The 21,050-nt window shown below is 42.0% G+C and carries 22 protein-coding genes; 4 read left to right on the plus strand and 18 right to left on the minus strand.

Going from position 1 to position 21,050, the window contains the following annotated elements:
* Positions 1 to 76: 76 nt before the first annotated feature.
* Positions 77 to 319, plus strand: a complete 243-nt coding sequence (locus CSV64_RS08655) for a hypothetical protein (RefSeq protein ID WP_099634145.1) — start codon at positions 77 to 79, stop codon at positions 317 to 319.
* 35 nt (positions 320 to 354) lie between these two features.
* Here CSV64_RS08655 and CSV64_RS08660 read toward each other — a convergent pair whose 3' ends face one another.
* Both CSV64_RS08660 and CSV64_RS08665 read right to left on the minus strand, forming a co-directional pair.
* Complete coding sequence (locus CSV64_RS08660; RefSeq protein ID WP_099634146.1) at positions 355 to 1,257, minus strand: deoxyribonuclease IV; 903 nt, start codon at positions 1,255 to 1,257, stop codon at positions 355 to 357.
* On the minus strand, positions 1,254 to 2,549 hold the full coding sequence (locus tag CSV64_RS08665; RefSeq protein WP_099634147.1) for a DEAD/DEAH box helicase: 1,296 nt from the start codon (positions 2,547 to 2,549) through the stop codon (positions 1,254 to 1,256). Before CSV64_RS08665 ends, CSV64_RS08660 begins: the two co-directional genes overlap by 4 nt.
* A gap of 109 nt (positions 2,550 to 2,658) precedes the next feature.
* Between CSV64_RS08665 and vrrA the strand changes: the two genes are divergently transcribed.
* Together vrrA and CSV64_RS08675 are read left to right on the plus strand one after the other, a co-directional pair.
* Complete coding sequence (gene vrrA / locus CSV64_RS08670) at positions 2,659 to 3,108, plus strand: VrrA/YqfQ family protein (protein WP_099634148.1); 450 nt, start codon at positions 2,659 to 2,661, stop codon at positions 3,106 to 3,108.
* Between the two features lie 69 nt (positions 3,109 to 3,177).
* Complete coding sequence (locus tag CSV64_RS08675) at positions 3,178 to 4,143, plus strand: 4-hydroxy-3-methylbut-2-enyl diphosphate reductase (protein ID WP_099634149.1); 966 nt, start codon at positions 3,178 to 3,180, stop codon at positions 4,141 to 4,143.
* A 38-nt stretch (positions 4,144 to 4,181) separates the two neighbouring features.
* Here CSV64_RS08675 and CSV64_RS08680 read toward each other — a convergent pair whose 3' ends face one another.
* From CSV64_RS08680 to ccpN, 9 genes are all read right to left on the minus strand, one after another.
* On the minus strand, positions 4,182 to 5,303 hold the full coding sequence (locus CSV64_RS08680; protein ID WP_099634150.1) for a Nif3-like dinuclear metal center hexameric protein: 1,122 nt from the start codon (positions 5,301 to 5,303) through the stop codon (positions 4,182 to 4,184).
* Positions 5,290 to 5,997, minus strand: a complete 708-nt coding sequence (locus CSV64_RS08685) for a tRNA (adenine(22)-N(1))-methyltransferase (protein ID WP_099634151.1) — start codon at positions 5,995 to 5,997, stop codon at positions 5,290 to 5,292. The genes CSV64_RS08680 and CSV64_RS08685 overlap by 14 nt, the downstream gene beginning before the upstream one ends.
* 117 nt (positions 5,998 to 6,114) lie before the next feature.
* Entirely contained in the window at positions 6,115 to 6,492 is a 378-nt protein-coding gene (gene cccA, locus CSV64_RS08690) for a cytochrome c550 (protein WP_198166190.1), read from the minus strand.
* A 138-nt stretch (positions 6,493 to 6,630) separates the two neighbouring features.
* Positions 6,631 to 7,770, minus strand: a complete 1,140-nt coding sequence (locus tag CSV64_RS08695) for an acyl-CoA dehydrogenase family protein (protein WP_099634225.1) — start codon at positions 7,768 to 7,770, stop codon at positions 6,631 to 6,633.
* A gap of 117 nt (positions 7,771 to 7,887) precedes the next feature.
* A complete protein-coding gene (locus CSV64_RS08700; RefSeq protein WP_099634152.1) occupies positions 7,888 to 8,454 on the minus strand; it encodes a hypothetical protein in 567 nt (188 codons plus the stop codon).
* A gap of 80 nt (positions 8,455 to 8,534) precedes the next feature.
* Positions 8,535 to 9,704 (minus strand): RNA polymerase sigma factor RpoD, encoded by a 1,170-nt coding sequence (gene rpoD / locus CSV64_RS08705; protein WP_099634153.1) that lies wholly within the window; start codon positions 9,702 to 9,704, stop codon positions 8,535 to 8,537.
* A gap of 15 nt (positions 9,705 to 9,719) precedes the next feature.
* The gene (dnaG, locus tag CSV64_RS08710; protein WP_099634154.1) at positions 9,720 to 11,528 is read right to left on the minus strand and encodes a DNA primase; all 1,809 of its coding nucleotides are present in this window, start codon (positions 11,526 to 11,528) and stop codon (positions 9,720 to 9,722) included.
* Positions 11,529 to 11,695: 167 nt separating this feature from the next.
* Entirely contained in the window at positions 11,696 to 12,514 is an 819-nt protein-coding gene (locus CSV64_RS08715; RefSeq protein WP_099634155.1) for a pyruvate, water dikinase regulatory protein, read from the minus strand.
* A gap of 11 nt (positions 12,515 to 12,525) precedes the next feature.
* Entirely contained in the window at positions 12,526 to 13,164 is a 639-nt protein-coding gene (gene ccpN, locus CSV64_RS08720; RefSeq protein ID WP_099634156.1) for a transcriptional regulator CcpN, read from the minus strand.
* 316 nt (positions 13,165 to 13,480) lie between these two features.
* Between ccpN and CSV64_RS08725 the strand changes: the two genes are divergently transcribed.
* Positions 13,481 to 14,860: a glycine--tRNA ligase gene (locus CSV64_RS08725; protein WP_099634157.1), complete on the plus strand. Its 1,380-nt coding sequence runs from the start codon at positions 13,481 to 13,483 to the stop codon at positions 14,858 to 14,860.
* Positions 14,861 to 14,888: 28 nt separating this feature from the next.
* Here CSV64_RS08725 and recO read toward each other — a convergent pair whose 3' ends face one another.
* From recO to CSV64_RS08760, 7 genes are all read right to left on the minus strand, one after another.
* Entirely contained in the window at positions 14,889 to 15,683 is a 795-nt protein-coding gene (gene recO / locus CSV64_RS08730; RefSeq protein ID WP_099634158.1) for a DNA repair protein RecO, read from the minus strand.
* Positions 15,684 to 15,713: 30 nt separating this feature from the next.
* Positions 15,714 to 16,622 (minus strand): GTPase Era, encoded by a 909-nt coding sequence (era, locus tag CSV64_RS08735; protein ID WP_099634159.1) that lies wholly within the window; start codon positions 16,620 to 16,622, stop codon positions 15,714 to 15,716.
* Positions 16,603 to 17,016, minus strand: a complete 414-nt coding sequence (locus tag CSV64_RS08740; protein ID WP_099634160.1) for a cytidine deaminase — start codon at positions 17,014 to 17,016, stop codon at positions 16,603 to 16,605. The genes era and CSV64_RS08740 overlap by 20 nt, the downstream gene beginning before the upstream one ends.
* A gap of 28 nt (positions 17,017 to 17,044) precedes the next feature.
* Positions 17,045 to 17,395: a diacylglycerol kinase family protein gene (locus tag CSV64_RS08745; RefSeq protein ID WP_099634161.1), complete on the minus strand. Its 351-nt coding sequence runs from the start codon at positions 17,393 to 17,395 to the stop codon at positions 17,045 to 17,047.
* A gap of 4 nt (positions 17,396 to 17,399) precedes the next feature.
* Positions 17,400 to 17,873 (minus strand): rRNA maturation RNase YbeY, encoded by a 474-nt coding sequence (gene ybeY / locus CSV64_RS08750; RefSeq protein ID WP_099634162.1) that lies wholly within the window; start codon positions 17,871 to 17,873, stop codon positions 17,400 to 17,402.
* A 15-nt stretch (positions 17,874 to 17,888) separates the two neighbouring features.
* Entirely contained in the window at positions 17,889 to 20,006 is a 2,118-nt protein-coding gene (locus tag CSV64_RS08755) for an HD family phosphohydrolase (protein WP_099634163.1), read from the minus strand.
* 80 nt (positions 20,007 to 20,086) lie between these two features.
* Positions 20,087 to 21,049, minus strand: a complete 963-nt coding sequence (locus CSV64_RS08760) for a PhoH family protein (protein WP_199168474.1) — start codon at positions 21,047 to 21,049, stop codon at positions 20,087 to 20,089.
* Position 21,050 lies beyond the last annotated feature (1 nt).

Below are 21,050 nucleotides of genomic sequence, written 5' to 3' on the forward strand. Positions count from 1 at the left end.
GGAATCATTCCGATTACTTTATGAATTATATAGTAAGACGCGGAGGGATACAACCAATTGAAAGGAAATGATGAAGATGGATTTACTTCAGTTAATTCAGGAAATTAAACAGTTGCCCGATCAGGAAGCAGTACATTACGCGGCAAGTTATGGTGTGGAGTTGTCTACGAAGGAGGTACAGCAGCTACGACCTTTGCTGGATGAAGTTTCATTCACTTGGTTGTTTACAGGTATTCCGTCCGTATTCATCGAAAAAATCACTTCGATCATTGGCTATGAGAAGACCATGCTGTATTTGGAACAATATAAACTACAATAGAAAAAAGCGTTGCGGGTACGCAACGCTTAAAGTCTTCAGTTATGCAATTCTTCTAATCGAGCAGGAGTGAATTGATGATTTTTCAACATGTCAATCTCCACTGCATAAGGGGCTTTTTTATTTGCTTTATCTGTTCCGATAAATGGCGTTTCCAAGATTTTTGGGACGTCTTTAAATGCTGGATGATGAACGATATACACCAACGGTTCGAAGCCGATATGTCCCATGCCAATATTTTCGTGACGGTCTTTTCCAGCACCACAAATATTCTTGCTGTCGTTAACATGAATGACGGAAATCCGGTCCAGTCCAACAATATTGTTAAATTGATCTAAGACACCTGAGAAATCATTGACAATATCATAGCCTGCATCATGAACGTGACATGTATCAAAACAAACGGATAGACGTTCGTTATGCTTCACACCGTCGATGATCTTGGCGATCTCATCAAAACTTCTACCACATTCTGTTCCTTTACCAGCCATCGTTTCAAGTGCGATGCGAACATTCGCGTCTTCAGATAACACTTCATTCAAGCCTTCAATTATTTTCTCGATACCTACTTCCGCCCCTGCGCCCACGTGGGCACCTGGATGGAGGACAATTTGGTTAGCACCAAGCGCTTCAGTGCGCTGGATTTCCTGTTGCAAAAAGTCTACGCCTAAGCGGAACGTTTCAGGCTTCGTAGTGTTCGCGAGATTAATAATGTACGGCGCATGGATGACGAGATTTGATTGGCCATTTTCTTCCATACTCTGTGTACCGCTTTCGATATTCAATTCTTCAATTGGTTTACGTCTCGTGTTCTGAGGCGCTCCCGTATAGATCATGAATGTATTAGCTCCATAGCTTAGAGCTTCTTCACTTGAGCCAAGTAGCATCTTTTTACCACTCATGGATACGTGAGAACCTAGAAGGATATCGTGTTGTGTCATGATTTCTTCTTTATTCTCCTTTGTCTCTTTTTAAAGTTCTCTTTTTGTTCTGCCATCTTCTTCTTGTAGCCTGGCTTCACTTTATCTGGCTTACGAATATAGGAATCTGCTTTTTTATCAAGTTCATCTACCTCACGTACGCGTTTCTTACGTGCTTGACGCTCTTTCACTTCAATCCATTCACCATTTTTGACATCTTCGTGAACAAAAGGAATGCCAAGCTTCTCAATTTGATTAATTGCATCTTCATCGGACGGCTCATACAACGTAATCGCATGACCTTGCATTCCTGCACGTGCAGTACGTCCTACACGGTGAACAAAGAATTCCAGATCATCTGGTAATTCAAAGTTAATGACGTGACTGACACCTGGAATATCGATTCCTCTCGCTGCCAGATCAGTCGCCACGATGTATTGATACTCTAGATCCCGAACTTGCTTCATAACACGTGTACGTTCGCGTGGCGTCAAATCACCGTGGATTTTTCCAGGCTTATGCCCGTGCTCCGCTAAATAGGTAGCCAGACGATCAGCGTTTTGCTTTGTGTTCATGAAAATAATCGCTAGATACGGCTGAAGGGCATCCATCACGTGTAGTAGTTTCTTGTTTTTATCCATACTTCTTACAGGAACTAATGAATAATGCATATTCTCAGTCAACGGTTTCTTATCATCCATCCGCACATGAACGGGTGAGTTCATATACTTCGACAAGAATGGCTTCAGTTTTTCAGGAATCGTTGCAGAGAATACATACATGCTAATCTTCTCCGGCATTCTTGAAGCAAACTTATCAATATCTTCAATGAAGCCCATATCAAATGCAAGATCTGCTTCATCAATGACTAGCTGAGTGGCTGTGTGGATCGATAATGCGCCGGTTTCCGACATATCTTGGATACGTCCTGGTGTACCGACGATGATGTGCGGTGTGCTCTTTAATCGTTCAGCAGAGCGTTTTTTATCTGTACCGCCAATCAAGATTGCACTTTTGATATCCGTTCCTTCGATTAGCTTTTTCAGTTCATTATGAAGTTGAACCGCTAACTCACGTGTCGGTGCTGTAATGACCGTTTGCAGTTCGTCCTGCTCCGGCTTAAGTTTTTCAACAAGTGGAATTAGGAAACTATGGGATTTCCCTGTTCCTGTATGGGCTTGTCCAATTGCACTTGTGTTTTTCATGATCAATGGAATGATTTCTTTTTGGATCGGTGTTGGTTCTTCAAACCCTAATTTTTGAATGGCTTCCCTCAAAAACGGTTTGAATTGGTAATCAGTAAATTTAGACATATCGTTCCTCCTCTAGATAATTCTTATTGTACCATGATTCGGTGCCATCAGTGGTTTTTTTCGCATAGGATATAGGGGAAACAACTAAAAAATTAGAAAGGAGTTCGTGATGAGATATCAATCATTTTATCCGTTCAGCAATCAGCCGCCTCAGCCTAGGATGACACCCGCCACTCCGCCTATTCAACAAAGAGCGCCCATGCCTTTCCCTCAACAAGGCATGGGAAATTCCAGGAACCCGAGGGAAATGCGTGGCGGTGCTCCACAACAGCAGGCAGGTATGCAAGAAACCGGTCCTTCACGGGCTGATCAATACATGCAAACAGCAAATCGTTTTTTCAATACCGCTCAACAATTCGCACCATTAGTCCAGCAGTTTGCGCCACTTGTCCAAAATTTACCTGCTATGTGGAGGTTATATAAAGGGGTACAATCTATGCCGGACGCACCGACAGCCTCTTCTGCACCACGTCCAAGCAGTCCGCAAACGCCCAATTCTAGACCTTCCCAAGCCACTAATCAGCCATCTATTCCGAGGATTTTTCAACCGCCCTTCTGAACTCTTTGAATCGTTCACGAATCTCCGCTATAATGAAAGAGAAGTTAGTAGAGGAGTGGAGTGGATTAAATGAAAGTACTCAAGATATCACCAAGAGGTTATTGTTATGGTGTAGTTGATGCGATGGTCATTGCGAGGAATGCTGCGCTAGATCCTACCCTGCCGAGACCCATTTATATATTAGGCATGATCGTCCACAACAAACACGTCACAGATGCTTTTGAAGAAGACGGGATCATTACGTTGGACGGGGAAAATCGCCTAGAGATTTTACGTAAAGTGGATAAGGGAACTGTAATCTACACGGCACACGGTGTTTCTCCTGAAGTTCGCCAATTAGCGAAAGAAAAAGGATTAGTTGCCATTGATGCAACATGTCCTGACGTTTCTGTAACACACTATTTAATTGAAGAGAAAGTAGCAGAAGGCTATGACATCCTTTATATCGGCAAGAAGCATCACCCAGAACCTGAAGGCGCAATTGGTGTTGCCCCGGATTCTGTCCATTTGATTGAGCGTCTTGAAGACATTGAAAATCTAGACATTAGCAATGACAAATTATTGGTTACAAATCAAACTACGATGAGTCAATGGGACGTTGCACATCTCATGGAAGAGTTGGAACGTAAATTCCCTCACATCGAAGTACACCAAGAAATTTGTCTGGCTACACAAGTTCGCCAAGAAGCTGTAGCAGAACAAGCCGGTGAAGCAGAGTTGCTGATTGTCGTTGGAGATCCGAAAAGTAATAACTCCAACCGTTTAACGCAAGTATCTGTAGAAATCGCAAACACACCTTCATACCGCGTCTCAGACGTTTCAGAAATCGACCCTGCATGGCTTATGGGCATTGAGACAGTAGCGGTCACGGCAGGTGCTTCGACACCTACCATAATTGTTAGAGAAGTTATTGCGTTCTTGAATGAATTTAATCAAGATGATCCTACAACACATCATCCGGAAAGAAAGTTCAAGCTTGAGAAAATCTTGCCAAAAGTCAAGAATCCAACGCCTGTAATCCGGATCGAACCATAAGTATAAGAAAAACCGTCGAGTACGCTCGACGGTTTTGTTTATGATAGGAATTGAAAAGGCTCAGTAATGACGTTAGATTCAATAAATTCAACAGCTAATTTATTTTTTTGACAAAGGTCTGTCATTTTATTCGCAACGCCAGCAATCATAATTTTTTCGATATTATGACCAGGGTCTACAATGGCAAGATCAAGCGCTTGCGCATCTTGCGCCACATGATAATACATATCTCCTGTCACGAGTACATCGGCCCCTTTTCTCTTGGCAGCTGCAATATATTTATTTCCATCCCCGCCAAGAACCGCCACTTTATGAATTTTCGTCTGTGGATCACCTACGAAACGTAATGCCGGAACTCCAAATACATCTTTCACATGTTGTGCAAATTCCTTCAACGTCAACTCTTCTGCAAGTTGTCCGATACGCCCAATTCCTTGCTCATTCGTTTTCTGCTGCATCTTGACTAAATCAAATGCCGGTTCTTCATAGGGATGCGCAGCAAACATTGCTTTGATGACTGTAGCCTGCTGACTCTCCGCGAACACGACTTCAATTCGCTCTTCGTCCACTTGTGTCGGTTCCCCAACTTCTCCAATCGTCGGATTTGCTCCAACAACCGGTGTGAATCGACCAGTGCCTTGCGAGCTAAAACTGCATGCCTGGTAATCACCAATCGCACCCGCTCCTGCACTTGCCAATTTCTGACGCAATACATCCGCATTTTCCAACGGACAGAATACTGCCAGTTTCATTAAGTACTCAGAGTCTGTAATATCAATCGGTTCCGTCTGCTGTATACCAAGACGTTCCGCTAACATATCATTGACACCACCTGCGGCAATATCAAGATTGGTATGCGCAGCGTAGACCGCAATATTATGTTTAATACATTTCTCAATCATTTTCCCTTGAGGTGTATCTGTCAGAATGGATTTTACAGGACGGAACAATGGGGGGTGGTGTGCAATCACAAGAGTGGCCCCATTTTCAATTGCTTCATCAATCACTTGTTCGTTGACATCAAGCGTAACAAGAACTTTATCTACAGGACGATTCAATTGGCCGATGTGCAGTCCAACCGGATCCCCTTCAAATGCAAGCCGCTTCGGTGACCACTTTTCAAATAGTTCAATGATCTGATGTCCATTACTTTTCTTCATGTGCTAACACCTTCCTGACTAATTCTATATTTTCTTGTAATTTTGCTTTTTTGCTCTTAATTTCTTCCGTTTGTTCTGCGTGATCAAGAGCTTTTATGACCCGCTGCCATTCAAGCATCTCCCGCTCCCACTTCGCTCGGAATACGTTAGATTGTTTACGGCGTAAAACCGGCCCGACAAGTAAATCGGTTGTTGAGTAATCAGCCGCTCCTCTTTCAAGCACAAGGACTTCATAAATTTTACTGTCTTCTAGCAAAATCTCTTCATCTACAATGCAAAATCCATTCGCTACAGCCCATTCCCGAATCGCGATCGCGTGCAGATTGGGTTGTACGATAATTCGTTGTACATGCGTTAAACGGTCCTTACCCGCTTCGAGGATCGATGTAATCAATGTCCCACCCATTCCTGCGATTGTCACTGTCTCGACGTTGTCAGTGTCTTCTATCGCCTGCAAACCATTTGCTAAGCGCACGTCAATATGGTCCGCAAAACCATTCAGATCTACATTGCGCGTCGCCGCTTCAAAGGGACCTGTCACTACTTCTCCTGCAACGGCTTTACGTATCTTTCCTTTATTCATTAAATAGCACGGTAGATAGGCATGATCACTACCAATATCCGCAAGCACAGTATCTTTCGGAACAAAACTGGCTACCATTGCCAGACGTTCCGATAATTGATTGGTATTCATGGTTCCCCGCCTTTCATTCTCCTCTATTGTATAATCGCTACTCATTTCATGCAATGCAAAAGAGCCAGTAAACCAAGAGTTACCCTGGTTTACTGGCTCTTTAAATTAAGTAGACAATCAGTCTAATGATAAAATGTAATCAACCATTTCATCTATGTTCTCATCTGGAACTAGTCCAGCTGGCATTGCAGTTCCAGCAACACCGTTTTTGATTGCATCATGTACTTCATCTGCATCAAGTGAGCTATTTAGAGCTGGCCCCATTCCGCCAGTTAAGCCATCACCATGACAACTAATACACTTTTGTTGAGCAACAGCTTCTGCGTCAAATTCGCCAGTGTTTGCACTTTCTTCTTCAGTTCCTTGCTCTGTGCCTTCTTCATTAGCTCCAGCAATTTCTTTTTTCTGATCTAGACCATAAAGCGACATGAAGAATACAAGTCCAATTCCTAGTGCGAAAATCAAAAGAAATGGTACAACAGGATTTTTATTCATTGGATTACCCTCCTTCATCAGAATCTATTCTGTAAAAGATACAGTATACACTTAACATTGTACTGTATCTATAAGAAAACTGAAAGTGTTATCGAGTGACTTTTCGTTTTTTGTGACAGAATCGCCATAATTCGCGAATCAACAACCCAGTTGTCTAGCAATGACCATTCGCTGGACTTCTGAAGTGCCTTCTCCAATTTCAAGTAGCTTGGCATCACGTAAATAACGCTCGACCTCATATTCACGCATATAGCCATAGCCACCGTGTATTTGAATCGCTTCATTGGCAACTTCCATCGCTATTTCTGAAGCATATAATTTACACATCGATGCTTCTTTTGTAAACTTTCTGCCTTGATCTTTTAGCCATGCCGCTTTATACACCATAGTCCGTGCGAGTTCGATCTTCATCGCCATATCAGCCAGTTTGAATTGAGTAATTTGGAAAGAAGATAAGGTTTTTCCGAATTGCTTGCGTTCCTTTGAATACTTTAAAGCTCGCTCGTAAGCCGCCTGTGCAATACCTACTGCCATAGCACCGATACCTATACGACCGCCATCAAGTGTTACCAGGAACTGCTGAAACCCTTTACCCGTCACGCCAAGTAGATTCTCTTCTGGAACTACTACATCTTCAAGCAATAATTCTGTAGTATTGGAAGCATGCAAGCCCATTTTTTCATAGTTATCGATTATTTTAAAACCTTTTGAAGTGGTCGGTACGATAATTGCGCTAATTTCTTTCTTGCCGTCTTCACGACCCGTCACAGCAGTCATTGCTAGGTGTTTAGCATAGCTTGCATTGGTGATATAGACCTTTGAGCCATTGATTGTATACTGACCTTCAGAAAGGATGGCAGACGTCTCTGTTCCACCAGCGTCAGATCCAGCATTAGGCTCCGTCAAACCGAAAGCACCAAATGATTCGCCAGTACAGATCGGTGTAAGATACTTCTGTTTTTGCTCTTCTGTTCCAAATAAGTTTAGAGGCGCTCCACCTAGTGATATATGAGCGGAATAGGTAATTCCCGTTGACGCACATGCACGACTCAATTCTTCTGTCACTATGGCAAAACTAATCGTATCTGCTCCACCCCCACCGTATTTCTCGGGAAATGGTAAGCCCATCATACCCATTTCTGAAAGCTTTTTAAAAATCTCCACTGGGAACTCCCCCGAGCGATCACGATCTACTGCACCTGGTGCTACTTCTTCATTTGCAAAGTCTCTCATCAGTTTTTTCACCATTTGCTGTTCTTGAGTTAAATCAAAGTTCATCATGATCATCCTCTCTCCACTTATACGATTCTATTTCAGATAAAATTGTAAGCCCTTACATTATAGTATATAGAAAACGGACGGAATATAGCAATACATCCATTGCATTCCGTCCGATTATATAGATAATAGTAAAAATGCGACTACTGTCAATAGACCTAGTGAGCCTGAAATAGTGAAGTATAATAACTTTAATATTCTTCCAGTAAATAACCATAAACCGCAGTTTAATACGAGGAGTCCGATCAATAATGTCATGTCCCCATCAAAAAATGCAGTCCAAATCTTCAATGACATCATTAATAAAAGAAATGCCATCGATATGTATAGAAATGGTGCAAAACCTTTCTTGATGAACGTTTTTCCAAATACGAGCGTTAGGAAAATTATGGCCAATACAGCAGCAACAGTCAATGTGGCAATAGGATATTCTGTCAGCACGAACATAGCAATTGATGCTACACCTGCAAGCAACAAGCTGATGAGCAAAATCATAAATTGTTTGATTCGTAACTTTTTGCGTTCAATTTGAAGTGTGGAAGATTCTTTCTCGGCCACTTCATCCGGATCTTCTCCTTGCGCATACAACGTAATCAGGAAATCGCAATAATGTTCAGGAAGTAGTTTATTGGCTTTCCAATACCGGATTTCAGAAATGATGATCTGTTTCTTATCTATAGCCATCCTTTCTCCTCCAATAGTATCAATCTTCTATTTTTTACTAAAGAATAAAAAGCATCGGCTATATCAAGCCGATGCACTTATTATTCTAAGAAATCCTTAAGTCGTTTGCTGCGTGATGGGTGGCGTAACTTTCTAAGAGCTTTTGCTTCGATCTGACGAATACGCTCACGCGTAACACCGAATACTTTGCCTACTTCTTCAAGCGTACGCGTACGACCATCATCAAGACCAAAACGTAAACGCAATACATTTTCTTCACGATCTGTTAACGTATCTAAAACATCTTCAAGCTGTTCCTTCAACAATTCATATGCTGCATGGTCTGAAGGAGACTGCGCTTCCGAGTCTTCGATGAAATCGCCTAAATGGGAGTCATCTTCTTCACCAATTGGCGTTTCCAACGATACAGGCTCTTGGGCGATCTTCAAGATTTCACGAACTTTTTCCGGAGTTAAATCCATTTCTTCTCCGATTTCTTCAGGAGAAGGCTCACGTCCTAAATCCTGTAGCAATTGACGCTGGACACGAATTAATTTATTGATCGTCTCCACCATATGCACAGGAATACGAATTGTACGTGCCTGGTCCGCAATTGCACGTGTGATTGCCTGACGGATCCACCAAGTTGCGTACGTACTGAATTTAAAGCCTTTCGTATGGTCAAATTTCTCAACCGCTTTAATTAAGCCCATATTTCCTTCTTGAATCAAATCTAAGAATAACATACCGCGACCGACATAGCGTTTTGCGATACTGACAACTAAACGCAAGTTCGCTTCAGCCAATTTCTTTTTGGCATTCTCCCCACGAATAATAGTTGCATCTATTTTAGGAGTCATTTTTCCTGTTTCCTCAAGCTCGGCTTCAGCAGCCAAACCATCAATAATCCGAATCGCCAAGTCTACCTCTTCTTTACCTGTCAATAAATCTACTCGTCCTATTTCTTTCAAATACATACGGACCGGATCGTTGATTCTGACGCCAGGTGGTACACTTAAATCATTTAAATCAAATTGCTCTTCTTTTTCAGCTTTGGGATCAGCTTCTTCTTTTCTATCCATTTCGATCTCTTGCGCTTCGATCTGATCAAGAAATTCTTCAAATTGTTCAGGTTCCATTTCGAAGGATGCTAGTTTTTCTGTTACATCCTCTAGTGTTAGTTCACCTGTTTTTTTACCTGCTTCAATAATAGCCGCTTTTGCTTCTTCAAGAGTCATTTCTACTTCTCCCGTTTGTTCTTCTTTTGTCATAGTGACTATACCTCCTTACAGAACCTTTAACGATCTCACAAGCTGGATTACTTCCGAGGCCAACTCCATTGCTTTAAGTAGGTCGTTCCTTTTTTCTGCTTCATTAGATTCGTGCCTTTTTTGATCAATTAGACGTTTAATTTGATTTCTTTTTAAATGACGGATACAGTCATTTACTTCTTGTGTGGTATGCTCCTGTGAACGTTCAGTTAAGATGGCTTCCATGACGACTTTCTTCAGTTGCCGGTCTTCTAACGTTTCTGCAAACCGCTGATAGTTTGGCAAATCATATTGCTCATAAAACGCTGCTAACTTAAAGAAAATTTTAATGACGTCATCTCTTACAAATAAATCTTGGAGTTCCAGTCGTTTTTCCTCGAATAGATCTGCGTCCATCAGTAGGTGCGCAAGAAGTAATTGTTCCGCACGATCTGTTTCTGCACGATTCGCCGGAGCTTTCGTAACATGTACGGTTCTGCTTTCATCAGGACTTGTATCTCGCGATTGTTTCGCCTTTTTTGCAATCGACTTGGTGAATTCTTGACCAAGTGATTCTTTTGAAGCATGTGTTTCATTGTGGAGTTGCTGGATCAATAAATCTTTCTCGATAGGAGAACAACGGTGAGCCAGTTCGTCAAATACTTCGTGTACGTATTGCTTGATGTCATGATCAACGGATAAATTCTTATCTCTTCTATAGTAGGCCGCTACGAAAGAAATATAGGATAACGCTGGATCAAGCACCTTTTCTGAAAATACTTCTGAACCATGTTGACCGATATAGTCATCAGGATCCATTTTATCAGGCAATGTGGCAACCAGTACATCCATTCCGCTATCCATTAGTTGGTCGGCAAATCGTTTGGCAGCCCCCCAGCCAGCTGAGTCACCATCACAGCAAATGACTATCTTTTTTGCCATTCGCTTCAATTTCACGATATGATGCGCGGATAATGCAGTACCCATAACAGCCACCGTATTTCCTATTCCGCCACGATCTGCTGCAATCGTGTCCATGAAACCTTCGAATAGTACTACTTTACCCGTTTTTCGAACATTAAGACGCGCACGGTGAAAATTAAACAAAACCTTACTCTTTTCAAAGACGGGTGTTTCCGGACTATTGATATATTTAGCGTCAGAAGAAGAATCCTCCAACCTTCTGCCGGAGAATGCGATGGTTGCACCATTATCATCCTGAATCGGAAACATGATCCTTCCCCTGAAACGGTCAAAATAACCTGAGCCATCTTCTTTATGGAAACAAAGTCCTGCCGTTTCCATTTCCTTCATATCAAAACCTTGTCTCTTTAGTAGTGCCGATAAGGCATCTGACTGAACGGGAGACCATCCTATTTCATACTGTTCTATCTCGTCACGCGTAAATCCTCTTTTTTCTAGATATTCTAATGCTTTTTCGCCTTCTATGGTGTTTAAGAGCAGATGGCTATAAAAGTTAGCTGCCAGTGTATAGGCTTTCAGCATCTTTTGATTAGATGAGGATTTTGACGATTGGTTGTCTGTCTGGGAACTTTCCAACTCCAATCCCATTCGACTGCCCAATTTGACGATTGAGTCGATGAATGACCGGTTTTCCATATCCATCATAAACGTGATGGCATTACCGCTTGCGCCGCAACCAAAACAATGGAACAGCTGCTTGTCTTCGGAAACAGAGAAAGACGGACTACCTTCTTCATGGAATGGGCAAAGTCCAAACCAGTTTTTACCTCTTTTTGCTAATTGGACATATTCGCTGATCAAATCAACAATGTCGGTTCCTGAACGAATTTCCTCAATTGTATCGTCAGATATTCTTGTCATTCTATCACCATTTCCACTCTATATACATAAATTCTAGACGTTTTACAAAAACCCTTCTTTATCGACAATTTTCGCTATAATTATTTTCAGTATCTGCATTTTTGTCACATTTATGACATCTTAGCCGAGTGGAGACACACAGAAAAAAGAAGACCCAACTAGTTCGTTCAGTTGGCCTTCCTTGCTAAAAATGCTTTAAGAATCGTATTGGCTGTCTCTTCTACTGCACGATTCGTCACATCAATGACGTCACAACCGACACGCGTTGTAATTTCATTGAAATAGTCTATCTCTTGTTGAATACGTGCTATTTTCGCATAGTTTGCATCATCTTTCAAGCCTAATGTCTCCAAGCGGGATTTCCGGATCGAATTCAATTGCTCAACGGATATACATAGGCCGAAGCACTTTGCAGGATCAATGGAAAAAAGTTCTGACGGTGGGTCTACTTCTGGCATGAGCGGTACGTTGGCCACTTTATAACCTTTATTCGCAAGGAATTGTGATAACGGTGTTTTAGAAGTTCGAGAAACACCTATTAACACCATGTCCGCTTCCAATATGCCACGTGTATCTCTTCCATCATCATAGCGAACTGCAAACTCGATTGCTTCAATTTTCTTAAAATAGTCGTCATCTAATTTCCTGACAAGACCAGGTTCTTCAAATGGTTGTTGTTTTAATTGGTCTCCCATCTTCTCAATCACTGGCCCGAGTAAGTCTACGGAAGGTACACTCAATTCTTCACAAAGTAGAAGTAATTGCTCTCTCATTTGGCTTTTGACCAATGTAAAAACAATCAGTGCTTGCTGTTGCTTTGCCAAGAACACAATTTCCTCTAATTGCGAATTCTCTTCTATATAGGAAAACCTTTTTATCGAAACGGTCTCTAAATCATGACGAAACTGACTTGCGGCTGCTTTCGTCACAAGACCTGCAGTTTCTCCGACAGAATCCGAGACAATGAATAATGTGAATTTTGTCATGCAGTCACTCCTTATACATCTTGATCTTCCACTAATGAAAGAAAAGCGGCAGTAATATTTGTTTTCGTCACCCGCCCCATTACTTCAAGTCCATTTTCACGCTCTTGAACGATAGGTAATGAATCGATTTGGCTATCCATCATTTTTTTGGCAACAGAAATGAGTGTATCTTCTTTTTTGCAATATGTGACATTCGGCATTCTTGTCATAATGACATGCACGGGTATCTTTTCTAATTCTGTTCTTCCGATGCTCGTTCTCAGCAAATCCTTACGTGACACAACACCTGTCAATAATGACTGCTGGTCCACTACGAATAGTGTACCTACATCTTCTAAAAACAGCTGGCAAATCGCGTCATATACAGATAGATTTTCAGTGATGACGACTGGTCTTGATTGATAATTGCCTACAATCATGTCCACCATGCCATCCGCGACGGATTTGATAGGTTTCTTGCCAGAATAGAAATAACCTACACGCGGTCGTGCATCTAAAAACCCAGCCATCGTCAAGATTGCTAGATCCGGCCTTATCGTAGCGCGCGCCAAATGCAAACGTTCAGCAATTTGCTCTCCTGTAATCGGACCGTTTCCTTTGACGATGTCGAGGATTTCATTCTGACGTGTATTTAATTCCAAACATGTCACCGCCTTCAGACTTCAAAGTTGTATTTACTTACTAATTATATATCAACACGCTCGCTATTGCGAAGAAAGGAGAAGCATGCTAAACTAATTTTGAATGAAGTAAACGTAGAACGGTCAATAAGTAGTGTATATTATGAGCGAACAGGGATAGTGAAAGCCTGTACTTACACGAAAACGGCAGCCGGGAGTTGAAACGTTCATTATGAAAGTGGGTTGAAAAACCAATCGGGGTGGAACCGCGGGTTATCATGCACTCGTCCCCGGACATGATTTTATGTCCGGAGACGTGTGCTTATTTTAATTGGAGGCGTTTAGAATGTTATCTATGGAACAAGTAGTCAATCTTTCAAAACAACGGGGATTTGTATTCCCAGGATCTGATATTTATGGTGGTTTGGCGAACACTTGGGATTACGGTCCATTAGGTGTCGAACTAAAAAACAACATCAAGCGCGCTTGGTGGCAGAAATTCATTCAGGAATCACCTTATAACGTAGGTCTTGATTCCGCTATTCTGATGAACCCGAAAGTTTGGGAAGCATCCGGTCATATTGGAAACTTCAATGATCCGATGATCGACTGTAAAAAATGTAATACCCGTCACCGTGCTGATAAATTAATTGAAGAAGCATTGGATGCAAAAGGAATCGAAATGGTCGTTGATGGCCTACCGTTTGATAAAATGTTCGATTTGATTCAAGAACATGAAATCAAATGTCCAACATGTGGCGCATTGGATTATACAGAAATCCGTCAATTCAACTTGATGTTCAAAACAAGTCAAGGTGTAACAGATTCATCAGCAAACGAAATCTTCCTTCGTCCGGAAACGGCACAAGGGATCTTCGTGAACTTCAAAAATGTTCAACGCTCTATGAGAAAGAAAGTACCTTTTGGTATTGCACAAGTAGGGAAAAGTTTCCGTAATGAAATCACACCGGGTAACTTCACATTCCGTACGCGTGAATTCGAACAAATGGAACTTGAATTCTTCTGTAAGCCTGGCGAAGATGAGCAATGGTATAAGTACTGGATTGACCAGTCTGAAGGATTGCTATTGAACCTTGGTTTGAAGAAAGATAATATCCGTCTTCGCGAGCACAATGAAGATGAACTATCCCACTATTCTAAAGGAACTGTGGATATCGAATACAAATTCCCATTTGGTTGGGGAGAGCTATGGGGGATCGCGAACCGTACGGACTTCGATTTGAAGCGTCATATGGAGTATTCAGGCGAAGACTTCCACTACCAAGATCCAATCACGAATGAGAAATACGTACCGTACTGTATCGAACCTTCCGTTGGTGCGGACCGCGTAACGTTGGCATTCTTGTGTGATGCATTCGATACGGAAGAACTTGAAGACGGCGATACACGTACTGTTCTTCGTTTCCACCCAGCACTTGCGCCTATCAAAGCAGCTGTACTTCCATTATCTAAAAAACTAGCGGATGATGCACAGAAAGTATATGCAGAGCTTTCAAAGCACTTCCCAGTACAATATGATGATTCCCAATCCATCGGTCGTCGTTACCGTCGTCAAGATGAAATCGGAACACCATTCTGTATTACATTTGACTTCGATTCACTGGAAGACCAACAAGTAACTGTTCGTCACCGTGATTCCATGGAGCAAGAACGTATGCCAATTGCAGACGTTACAGCATATATCCAAAAGCACTTACAATTTTAATTATAGAAAAGCCCAGAAGAAGTTGGCATCAGCCATCTTCTTCTGGGCTTTCTTTAGTTTGCTCTTTTGGTTTTTGCAATTCAGGTGTACGTTCCAGTTGTTCAATGAACTTCCTGGATTTCAGAAAAATCCCAGTTTGCTCCTGATAAATCGTTGACACAAGCTTTGCCATAAATGTCTTCGTTGGTTTCTTCAACGTCAGCTTACCAATCTGATCGAGCGGAACATTGTAAAACATTCGGATCAATTTAATTTGTGTAGGCGACAGACGAATGATGTACGGATCCACGTGAAAGCAGCGATGACAGAGAAAACCTATCTGTTGGAAAGAAAAAGCAAATTCGCCTTCCGTAGCGCCGCAACTTGCACACTCATGGAGTATAGGATGAATGCCCGCAACCGGTAGCATCTTCCACTGAACGAACAGCGAAATGGCTTCTGCATCATAACCTTCTTCCATAGCGTTAAATGACTCATCAAGCAATCGAAATATGCTTGCATTCGGCTGTTCCGAATCTGTTAGGCGATCAAGCAATTCTACAATCAAACCAGCGTACGCCGTTGTCTCTAGATCAGAGCGAATGTGACGTACACTGCTGATGAGTTCACCTTGCTCCAGCGACCCCATGCCTCTACTTGCACGAACAAGAAAATAGCCGTGAGTGAAGGTTTGTGTAATAGCAGCTAAGCGACTCGCAGGTTTTTTCGCACCTCTCGCCATCGTCGTGATCTTCCCCGCTTCTTTCGTATAGATCGTCACGATTTTATTGGATTCTCCGTAAGGGATACTTTTGATAATAAAGCCTTCCAACTTATTCAGCAACGCGCTCTCCCCTTCAGCAGGACAGACAGCTTAGTAGTCTTCCTCGTTAAATCCAAATTCTTTCAAACGGCTTGGACGGTTACGCCAATCTTTTTGGACTTTCACCCATAGCTCTAAATAGACTTTCTCACCAAGTAGCATTTCGATGTCTTTTCTCGCTTTCACGCCGACTTCCTTCAGCAACTTGCCGCCTTTGCCGATGACGATGCCTTTTTGCGAATCGCGTTCTACGATGATAGTCGCGCGGATATGCATTTTATGTGTTTCAGGATCTTGCTCCATACTTTCAATCGCTACCGCAATGGAGTGAGGTATTTCTTCACGTGTCGTATGCAATACTTTTTCACGGATCATTTCAGAAACGATGAAACGCTCTGGGTGATCCGTCACTTGTTCCGCATCATAAAACTGCGGTCCTTCATTCAAATAACTTTCAATCACTTCCACTAGACGTTCGATATTATTACCGTTCAGTGCAGAAATAGGAATCACTTCGGTGAACTTCATTTCGTTTGTATACGACGTAATAATCTCAAATAACGTGTCGGGATGCACAAGGTCTATTTTATTGATGACTAAAAATACAGGTGTCTCGGATTTAGCGAGCCATTCCATAATGAAACGATCTCCTGTACCGATTTTCTCATCCGCATTGACCATGAACATGATGACGTCGACTTCGCTTAACGTGCTGCGTGTCACTTTCAACATGAAGTCGCCCAGACGGTGTTTCGGTTTGTGGACTCCCGGTGTATCAATGAAAATCATCTGAGATGAATCAGTTGTGACGATTCCCTGCACTTTGTTTCGTGTTGTTTGCGGCTTATCGCTCATAATCGCGATTTTTTGACCGACCATACGGTTGATGAATGTAGATTTCCCCACATTCGGACGTCCGATGATGGAAATAAAGCCTGACTTAAAGTTGTTCTTCTGCATAATCTAAATCCTCCTTGGAAAAAGCACCCGGCAATAGCTGGTCTACTGTTGTTTCTTGTATTTGACCTTTTAAGTTCGTCAAGTACACAGGCATGTCCGGTGCACAAAATTCCGCGATGACTTGGCGGCAAGAACCGCATGGCGCGATTGGGCCGTCTGTATCACCAATTACTGTGATCGACTTGAACGACGTGACACCTTCAGATACAGCTTTGAAAATAGCTGTTCTCTCTGCGCAATTGGTTAATCCATACGCGGAGTTTTCAATATTGCATCCACGATAAATAGTACCGTCTACGGCTTCTAATGCAGCACCTACCGGAAATTTCGAATAGGGTACATAAGCCTTCTTCATTGCTTGCTTTGCTTCATTCATTAATTGGTCTACTTGCATTTAATTACCACCTCTTCATTTGATCTTATTATCCAAACCATTTTGGAAAGAAAATTACACAGCCGATGATCGCACTTGCTATGGCGAATACGAAAACTGATCCGGCTGCAATATCTTTTGCTTTTTTAGCAAGCGGGTGAAATTCCGATGTGACAAGATCCACAACGTATTCCACTGCTGTATTCATTAATTCGAGCGCGATCACACCTGCAATGACGATAAAAATAATCATCCATTCTATTTGGGAAAGACCGGTGAGCCAGCCTGCAATCAACACGATGATCGCTGATAAACCGTGAGACTTCATATTCCGACCTTGCCTAAAGCCGTCCTTAATACCTTCCCAAGCATTGATGAATGACTTCAAGAACTTCTTCATAGACTCACTGCCGATCCAGACCGAATGCAGTTAAAATCTCTGTCTGTCTGCCGAACATCTCGCGTTCTTCTTCTTCATCGAGATGATCATATCCGAGTAAATGTAAGAAGCCGTGCAATGCAAGAAACCCGAGCTCCCGCTCAAATGAGTGATTGTATTCAATAGCCTGACGTTTTGCAGTGTCAATGGAAATAACGATATCCCCTAGAACAATTGGCATATCGCTTTCATGAACAATCGCCACTTCTCCTTCAGATAATTCTTCTAGCGCAAATGAAATAACATCAGTTGGACGGTCTTTGCCTCTGTACTCAGCATTCACTGCTTGGATGGATTCATCATCCATAAACGTAATAGACAACTCATACAAACCTTCCATTTTCTCCATTATAGACGCATGAGTCAGCAAATCCTTGATCAATGTCTCCGAACTCGGTTCCACGATTTCAGTTTCATCTTCGAAATAAAAGTCTATCATATTAGCTCTACTCCTTTACTTATCGGGATATTCGATACGATTATGGAAGATCCCATTTAACGTTTCATTAATTGCTTGTTTCACTAGTTTTATTTCTTTTAAGGACAAATCACATTCATCAAATTGATTGTCCTCTACTTTCCCACGTACAATCGCATTGACGAGTGTAGCAATTTTTCCAGGTGTCGGTTCTTTCATCGCACGCACAGCCGCTTCCACACTGTCTGCAATCATGATCACTGCATTTTCTTTCGTTTGCGGTTTCGGGCCAGGATAGCGGAAATCGTCTTCATTCACATCAGGATTCGTTTCTTTCGCTTTCAGATAAAAGAATCTGACGCTACTCGTTCCATGGTGTTGTCTAGCAATGGCTATTAGTTCTTTGGGCATACGGTGTTTCTCCAGAATTTTCGCTCCGTCTTCCGCGTGGGCTATAATCATATCACGACTTTTCTCGGGTGTCAGTGCATCATGCAGATTACGGCCATTATGTTGATTTTCAATAAAGAAACCTGGATGTATAGTCTTCCCGATATCATGATAATAACTACCGACACGCGCTAGTAATCCGTTGGCTCCGATTGTTTCACACGCCGCATCTGCTAGATTCGCAACCATAATGCTGTGATGATAAGTACCTGGTGTCTCCACTAATATTTTCTTTAGTAACGGATGATTAGGGTTCGAAAGTTCCACTAAACGCATATTGGAAAGTAAGTGAAAACTCGACTCGAAGAACGGCAATAATCCCATCGTCAAAGCTCCAGACAACAAGCCTGATGAGATGGCCGCCACGGCATAGAAAATCAACTCTGGCGTTGTATAACTAGTCTGTGTCATTAATAAATAAAATATGATGAACATAATGTTCGATCCTGCAACGCCAAGACTCGTCTGCAGAATGGTTGAGCGTCTTCCATGTTCACTCAGTAAATAAACACTAACAATCCCACCGAATAAAATATACAGCGCTACTTCCATTTGCATGATGGCAGCTAAGCCTTCTTGCAACATGATGCCAGCTGTTGCAGAAGTAATAATCGTCGCCAGTACTGCTGATCGCTCATTGATCAATAACTTTATCAGCATCGGTACAAGAGCCGTCGGAAATAAAAATGCAATGAGGACATCAAACTCATGATCAATGTAGCTGACGATTTTCATTAATATGACAGCTAACAATAAAATGATATAGAAAATAACAAGTGCTTTCTTTTTGAACGTCTCATCTCTCTTGGACTTGCCGAAGTGTATAGCAATCAGACCGGATACGAACAAAATAAACAGAATAATGCCGAGCGTCGGTTTAAATGAAGATTGATTATTGAGGACCCCAGAAAGCTTCAGTTGATGATACACATCACGATCGATTAACTGTCCTTCACGCACGATGACTTGTCCTTGTAAAATACGGATTGCTTCAACTGAAGCTCGCGCATCCGTCTGATTTTTGACAGTCAATTCTTCATCGATTACTTCCGTTTCCACTACTGCCATTCGCCCGAGTGATAGTCCCACTTCAAGCAAATCTCTTGGCAATGTATTTGTTTCCCGAATTCTGCGCTCCACCTCATAGCGATGCATCGGCACCTGCTCAGCTTTAAACGGCTTCGACAATTCTCTTCCCACTACAAGCGTCAGTAATTCATGCAAATTATTCAGATCACCTTGTTCAGCCGAAAGTAACTGTTGAAGTTGATCATCTGTAACAGGTAAAAACGTCTGCTCTTTTTCAAGACCTTCCAACTTCTTTTGAAGTAACTTCATTTTATCACCCGAAGTCATGTCAGGATCTTCTTTCGCTTCGACTTTGACATCACTTACAGCAGTAAAGATTGAACTGAGGATAGCTTGGCGGTTTTTCATAATATCCTCTGAGAAACGATAAGAATTAGGTACCGCCTGTTCCGCCCGTACACGTTCAAGTTCAGTTTTCTCTATATCTTCTATTGTTTTAGGAGATCGTATGGTTTTCGGCGAAATTTCAAAAGCCGAAATTTCGTACGTTTCGTTTTGCGTACTACCATGCATCAGAAAAAACAATAGGATACTAGAAAGAGAGACGACAAGAAGCAAAAGAAATGTAAATTTCACTTTTCTTAGCTGTGAAAATAGTTCCTTTAAAGCTATCATGCAGTTGCCTCCTTTTCAGCAAATGTTCTTCACATGATGGATTAACTATGTATATTCCTCATTCAAAAAAAAGCAGTCAATTAATTAGTTGACTGCTCTTTCTCATATGCATCAATGATCTTCGCTACTATCGGATGTCGGACTACATCACCTTGTTCCAAATACATGAATTGGATATCCTGTACGTTCTTCAAAATGTGTTCCGCAACATTTAGACCGGAATCCACACCGCGAGGTAAATCAATTTGCGTTTTATCACCTGTGATGACCATTTTCGATCCAAAACCGAGACGAGTCAGAAACATTTTCATCTGAGCTTTCGTTGTATTTTGAGCTTCATCCAAAATAACGAATGCATCATCAAGCGTTCTACCGCGCATATACGCAAGTGGTGCAATTTCGATGACGCCACGCTCCATAAGACGCTCTGTATGTTCGGCTCCTAGCACGTCGTGTAGCGCGTCGTAAAGAGGTCGAAGGTAAGGGTCAACTTTTTCTTTCAAGTCGCCTGGAAGGAACCCTAAGCTCTCTCCAGCTTCAACAGCAGGTCGAGTTAACACAATTCGCTTTACTGAACCTGTTTTCATTGCCTGCACCGCCATCACGACAGCGAGATACGTCTTTCCTGTACCGGCAGGTCCGATACAAAATACTAAATCTCTTGAACGAATTGCCTGGACGTATTCTCTTTGTCCGATTGTCTTTGCACGAATAACTTTCCCTTTTGTATTGCGTGCGATTTCCTCTTCGTATAAAGAAGAAAAATATTCAATCGTGCCGTTTTTCGCCATTTCAATCGCCGTTGCTACATCGCGTAAATTGATATTAATGCCTTTACGTATAACTTTCAGTAACTGCTCGAGCAAAGTTTTCGCTACCTCTGCTTGTTCTTCTGCTCCACTGATTGAGATATTTTCTCCTCTAGTGTGGATTGAAACTTTCAATTCTTCTTCGATCAAATTCATGTTCTGATCGGAAATGCCAAGAAGCATTATCGCTTCGTTCGGTTCTTCAATATGAAGTTGAAGTAAATGTTCGCTCAAT

The sequence above is a fragment of the Sporosarcina sp. P32b genome (assembly GCF_002743335.1).
Lineage (GTDB): Bacteria > Bacillota > Bacilli > Bacillales_A > Planococcaceae > Sporosarcina.

Excerpts from the sequence above, each read along its gene's own strand:
- CSV64_RS08655 (WP_099634145.1), top strand. The coding sequence starts at position 77 with ATGGATTTACTTCAGTTAATTCAGGAAATTAAACAGTTGCCCGATCAG.
- CSV64_RS08660 (WP_099634146.1), bottom strand. The coding sequence starts at position 1,257 with ATGACACAACACGATATCCTTCTAGGTTCTCACGTATCCATGAGTGGT.
- CSV64_RS08665 (WP_099634147.1), bottom strand. The coding sequence starts at position 2,549 with ATGTCTAAATTTACTGATTACCAATTCAAACCGTTTTTGAGGGAAGCC.
- vrrA (WP_099634148.1), top strand. The coding sequence starts at position 2,659 with ATGAGATATCAATCATTTTATCCGTTCAGCAATCAGCCGCCTCAGCCT.
- CSV64_RS08675 (WP_099634149.1), top strand. The coding sequence starts at position 3,178 with ATGAAAGTACTCAAGATATCACCAAGAGGTTATTGTTATGGTGTAGTT.
- CSV64_RS08680 (WP_099634150.1), bottom strand. The coding sequence starts at position 5,303 with ATGAAGAAAAGTAATGGACATCAGATCATTGAACTATTTGAAAAGTGG.
- CSV64_RS08685 (WP_099634151.1), bottom strand. The coding sequence starts at position 5,997 with ATGAATACCAATCAATTATCGGAACGTCTGGCAATGGTAGCCAGTTTT.
- cccA (WP_198166190.1), bottom strand. The coding sequence starts at position 6,492 with ATGAATAAAAATCCTGTTGTACCATTTCTTTTGATTTTCGCACTAGGA.
- CSV64_RS08695 (WP_099634225.1), bottom strand. The coding sequence starts at position 7,770 with ATGAACTTTGATTTAACTCAAGAACAGCAAATGGTGAAAAAACTGATG.
- CSV64_RS08700 (WP_099634152.1), bottom strand. The coding sequence starts at position 8,454 with ATGGCTATAGATAAGAAACAGATCATCATTTCTGAAATCCGGTATTGG.
- rpoD (WP_099634153.1), bottom strand. The coding sequence starts at position 9,704 with ATGACAAAAGAAGAACAAACGGGAGAAGTAGAAATGACTCTTGAAGAA.
- dnaG (WP_099634154.1), bottom strand. The coding sequence starts at position 11,528 with ATGACAAGAATATCTGACGATACAATTGAGGAAATTCGTTCAGGAACC.
- CSV64_RS08715 (WP_099634155.1), bottom strand. The coding sequence starts at position 12,514 with ATGACAAAATTCACATTATTCATTGTCTCGGATTCTGTCGGAGAAACT.
- CSV64_RS08725 (WP_099634157.1), top strand. The coding sequence starts at position 13,481 with ATGTTATCTATGGAACAAGTAGTCAATCTTTCAAAACAACGGGGATTT.
- era (WP_099634159.1), bottom strand. The coding sequence starts at position 16,622 with ATGCAGAAGAACAACTTTAAGTCAGGCTTTATTTCCATCATCGGACGT.
- CSV64_RS08740 (WP_099634160.1), bottom strand. The coding sequence starts at position 17,016 with ATGCAAGTAGACCAATTAATGAATGAAGCAAAGCAAGCAATGAAGAAG.
- CSV64_RS08745 (WP_099634161.1), bottom strand. The coding sequence starts at position 17,395 with ATGAAGAAGTTCTTGAAGTCATTCATCAATGCTTGGGAAGGTATTAAG.
- ybeY (WP_099634162.1), bottom strand. The coding sequence starts at position 17,873 with ATGATAGACTTTTATTTCGAAGATGAAACTGAAATCGTGGAACCGAGT.
- CSV64_RS08755 (WP_099634163.1), bottom strand. The coding sequence starts at position 20,006 with ATGATAGCTTTAAAGGAACTATTTTCACAGCTAAGAAAAGTGAAATTT.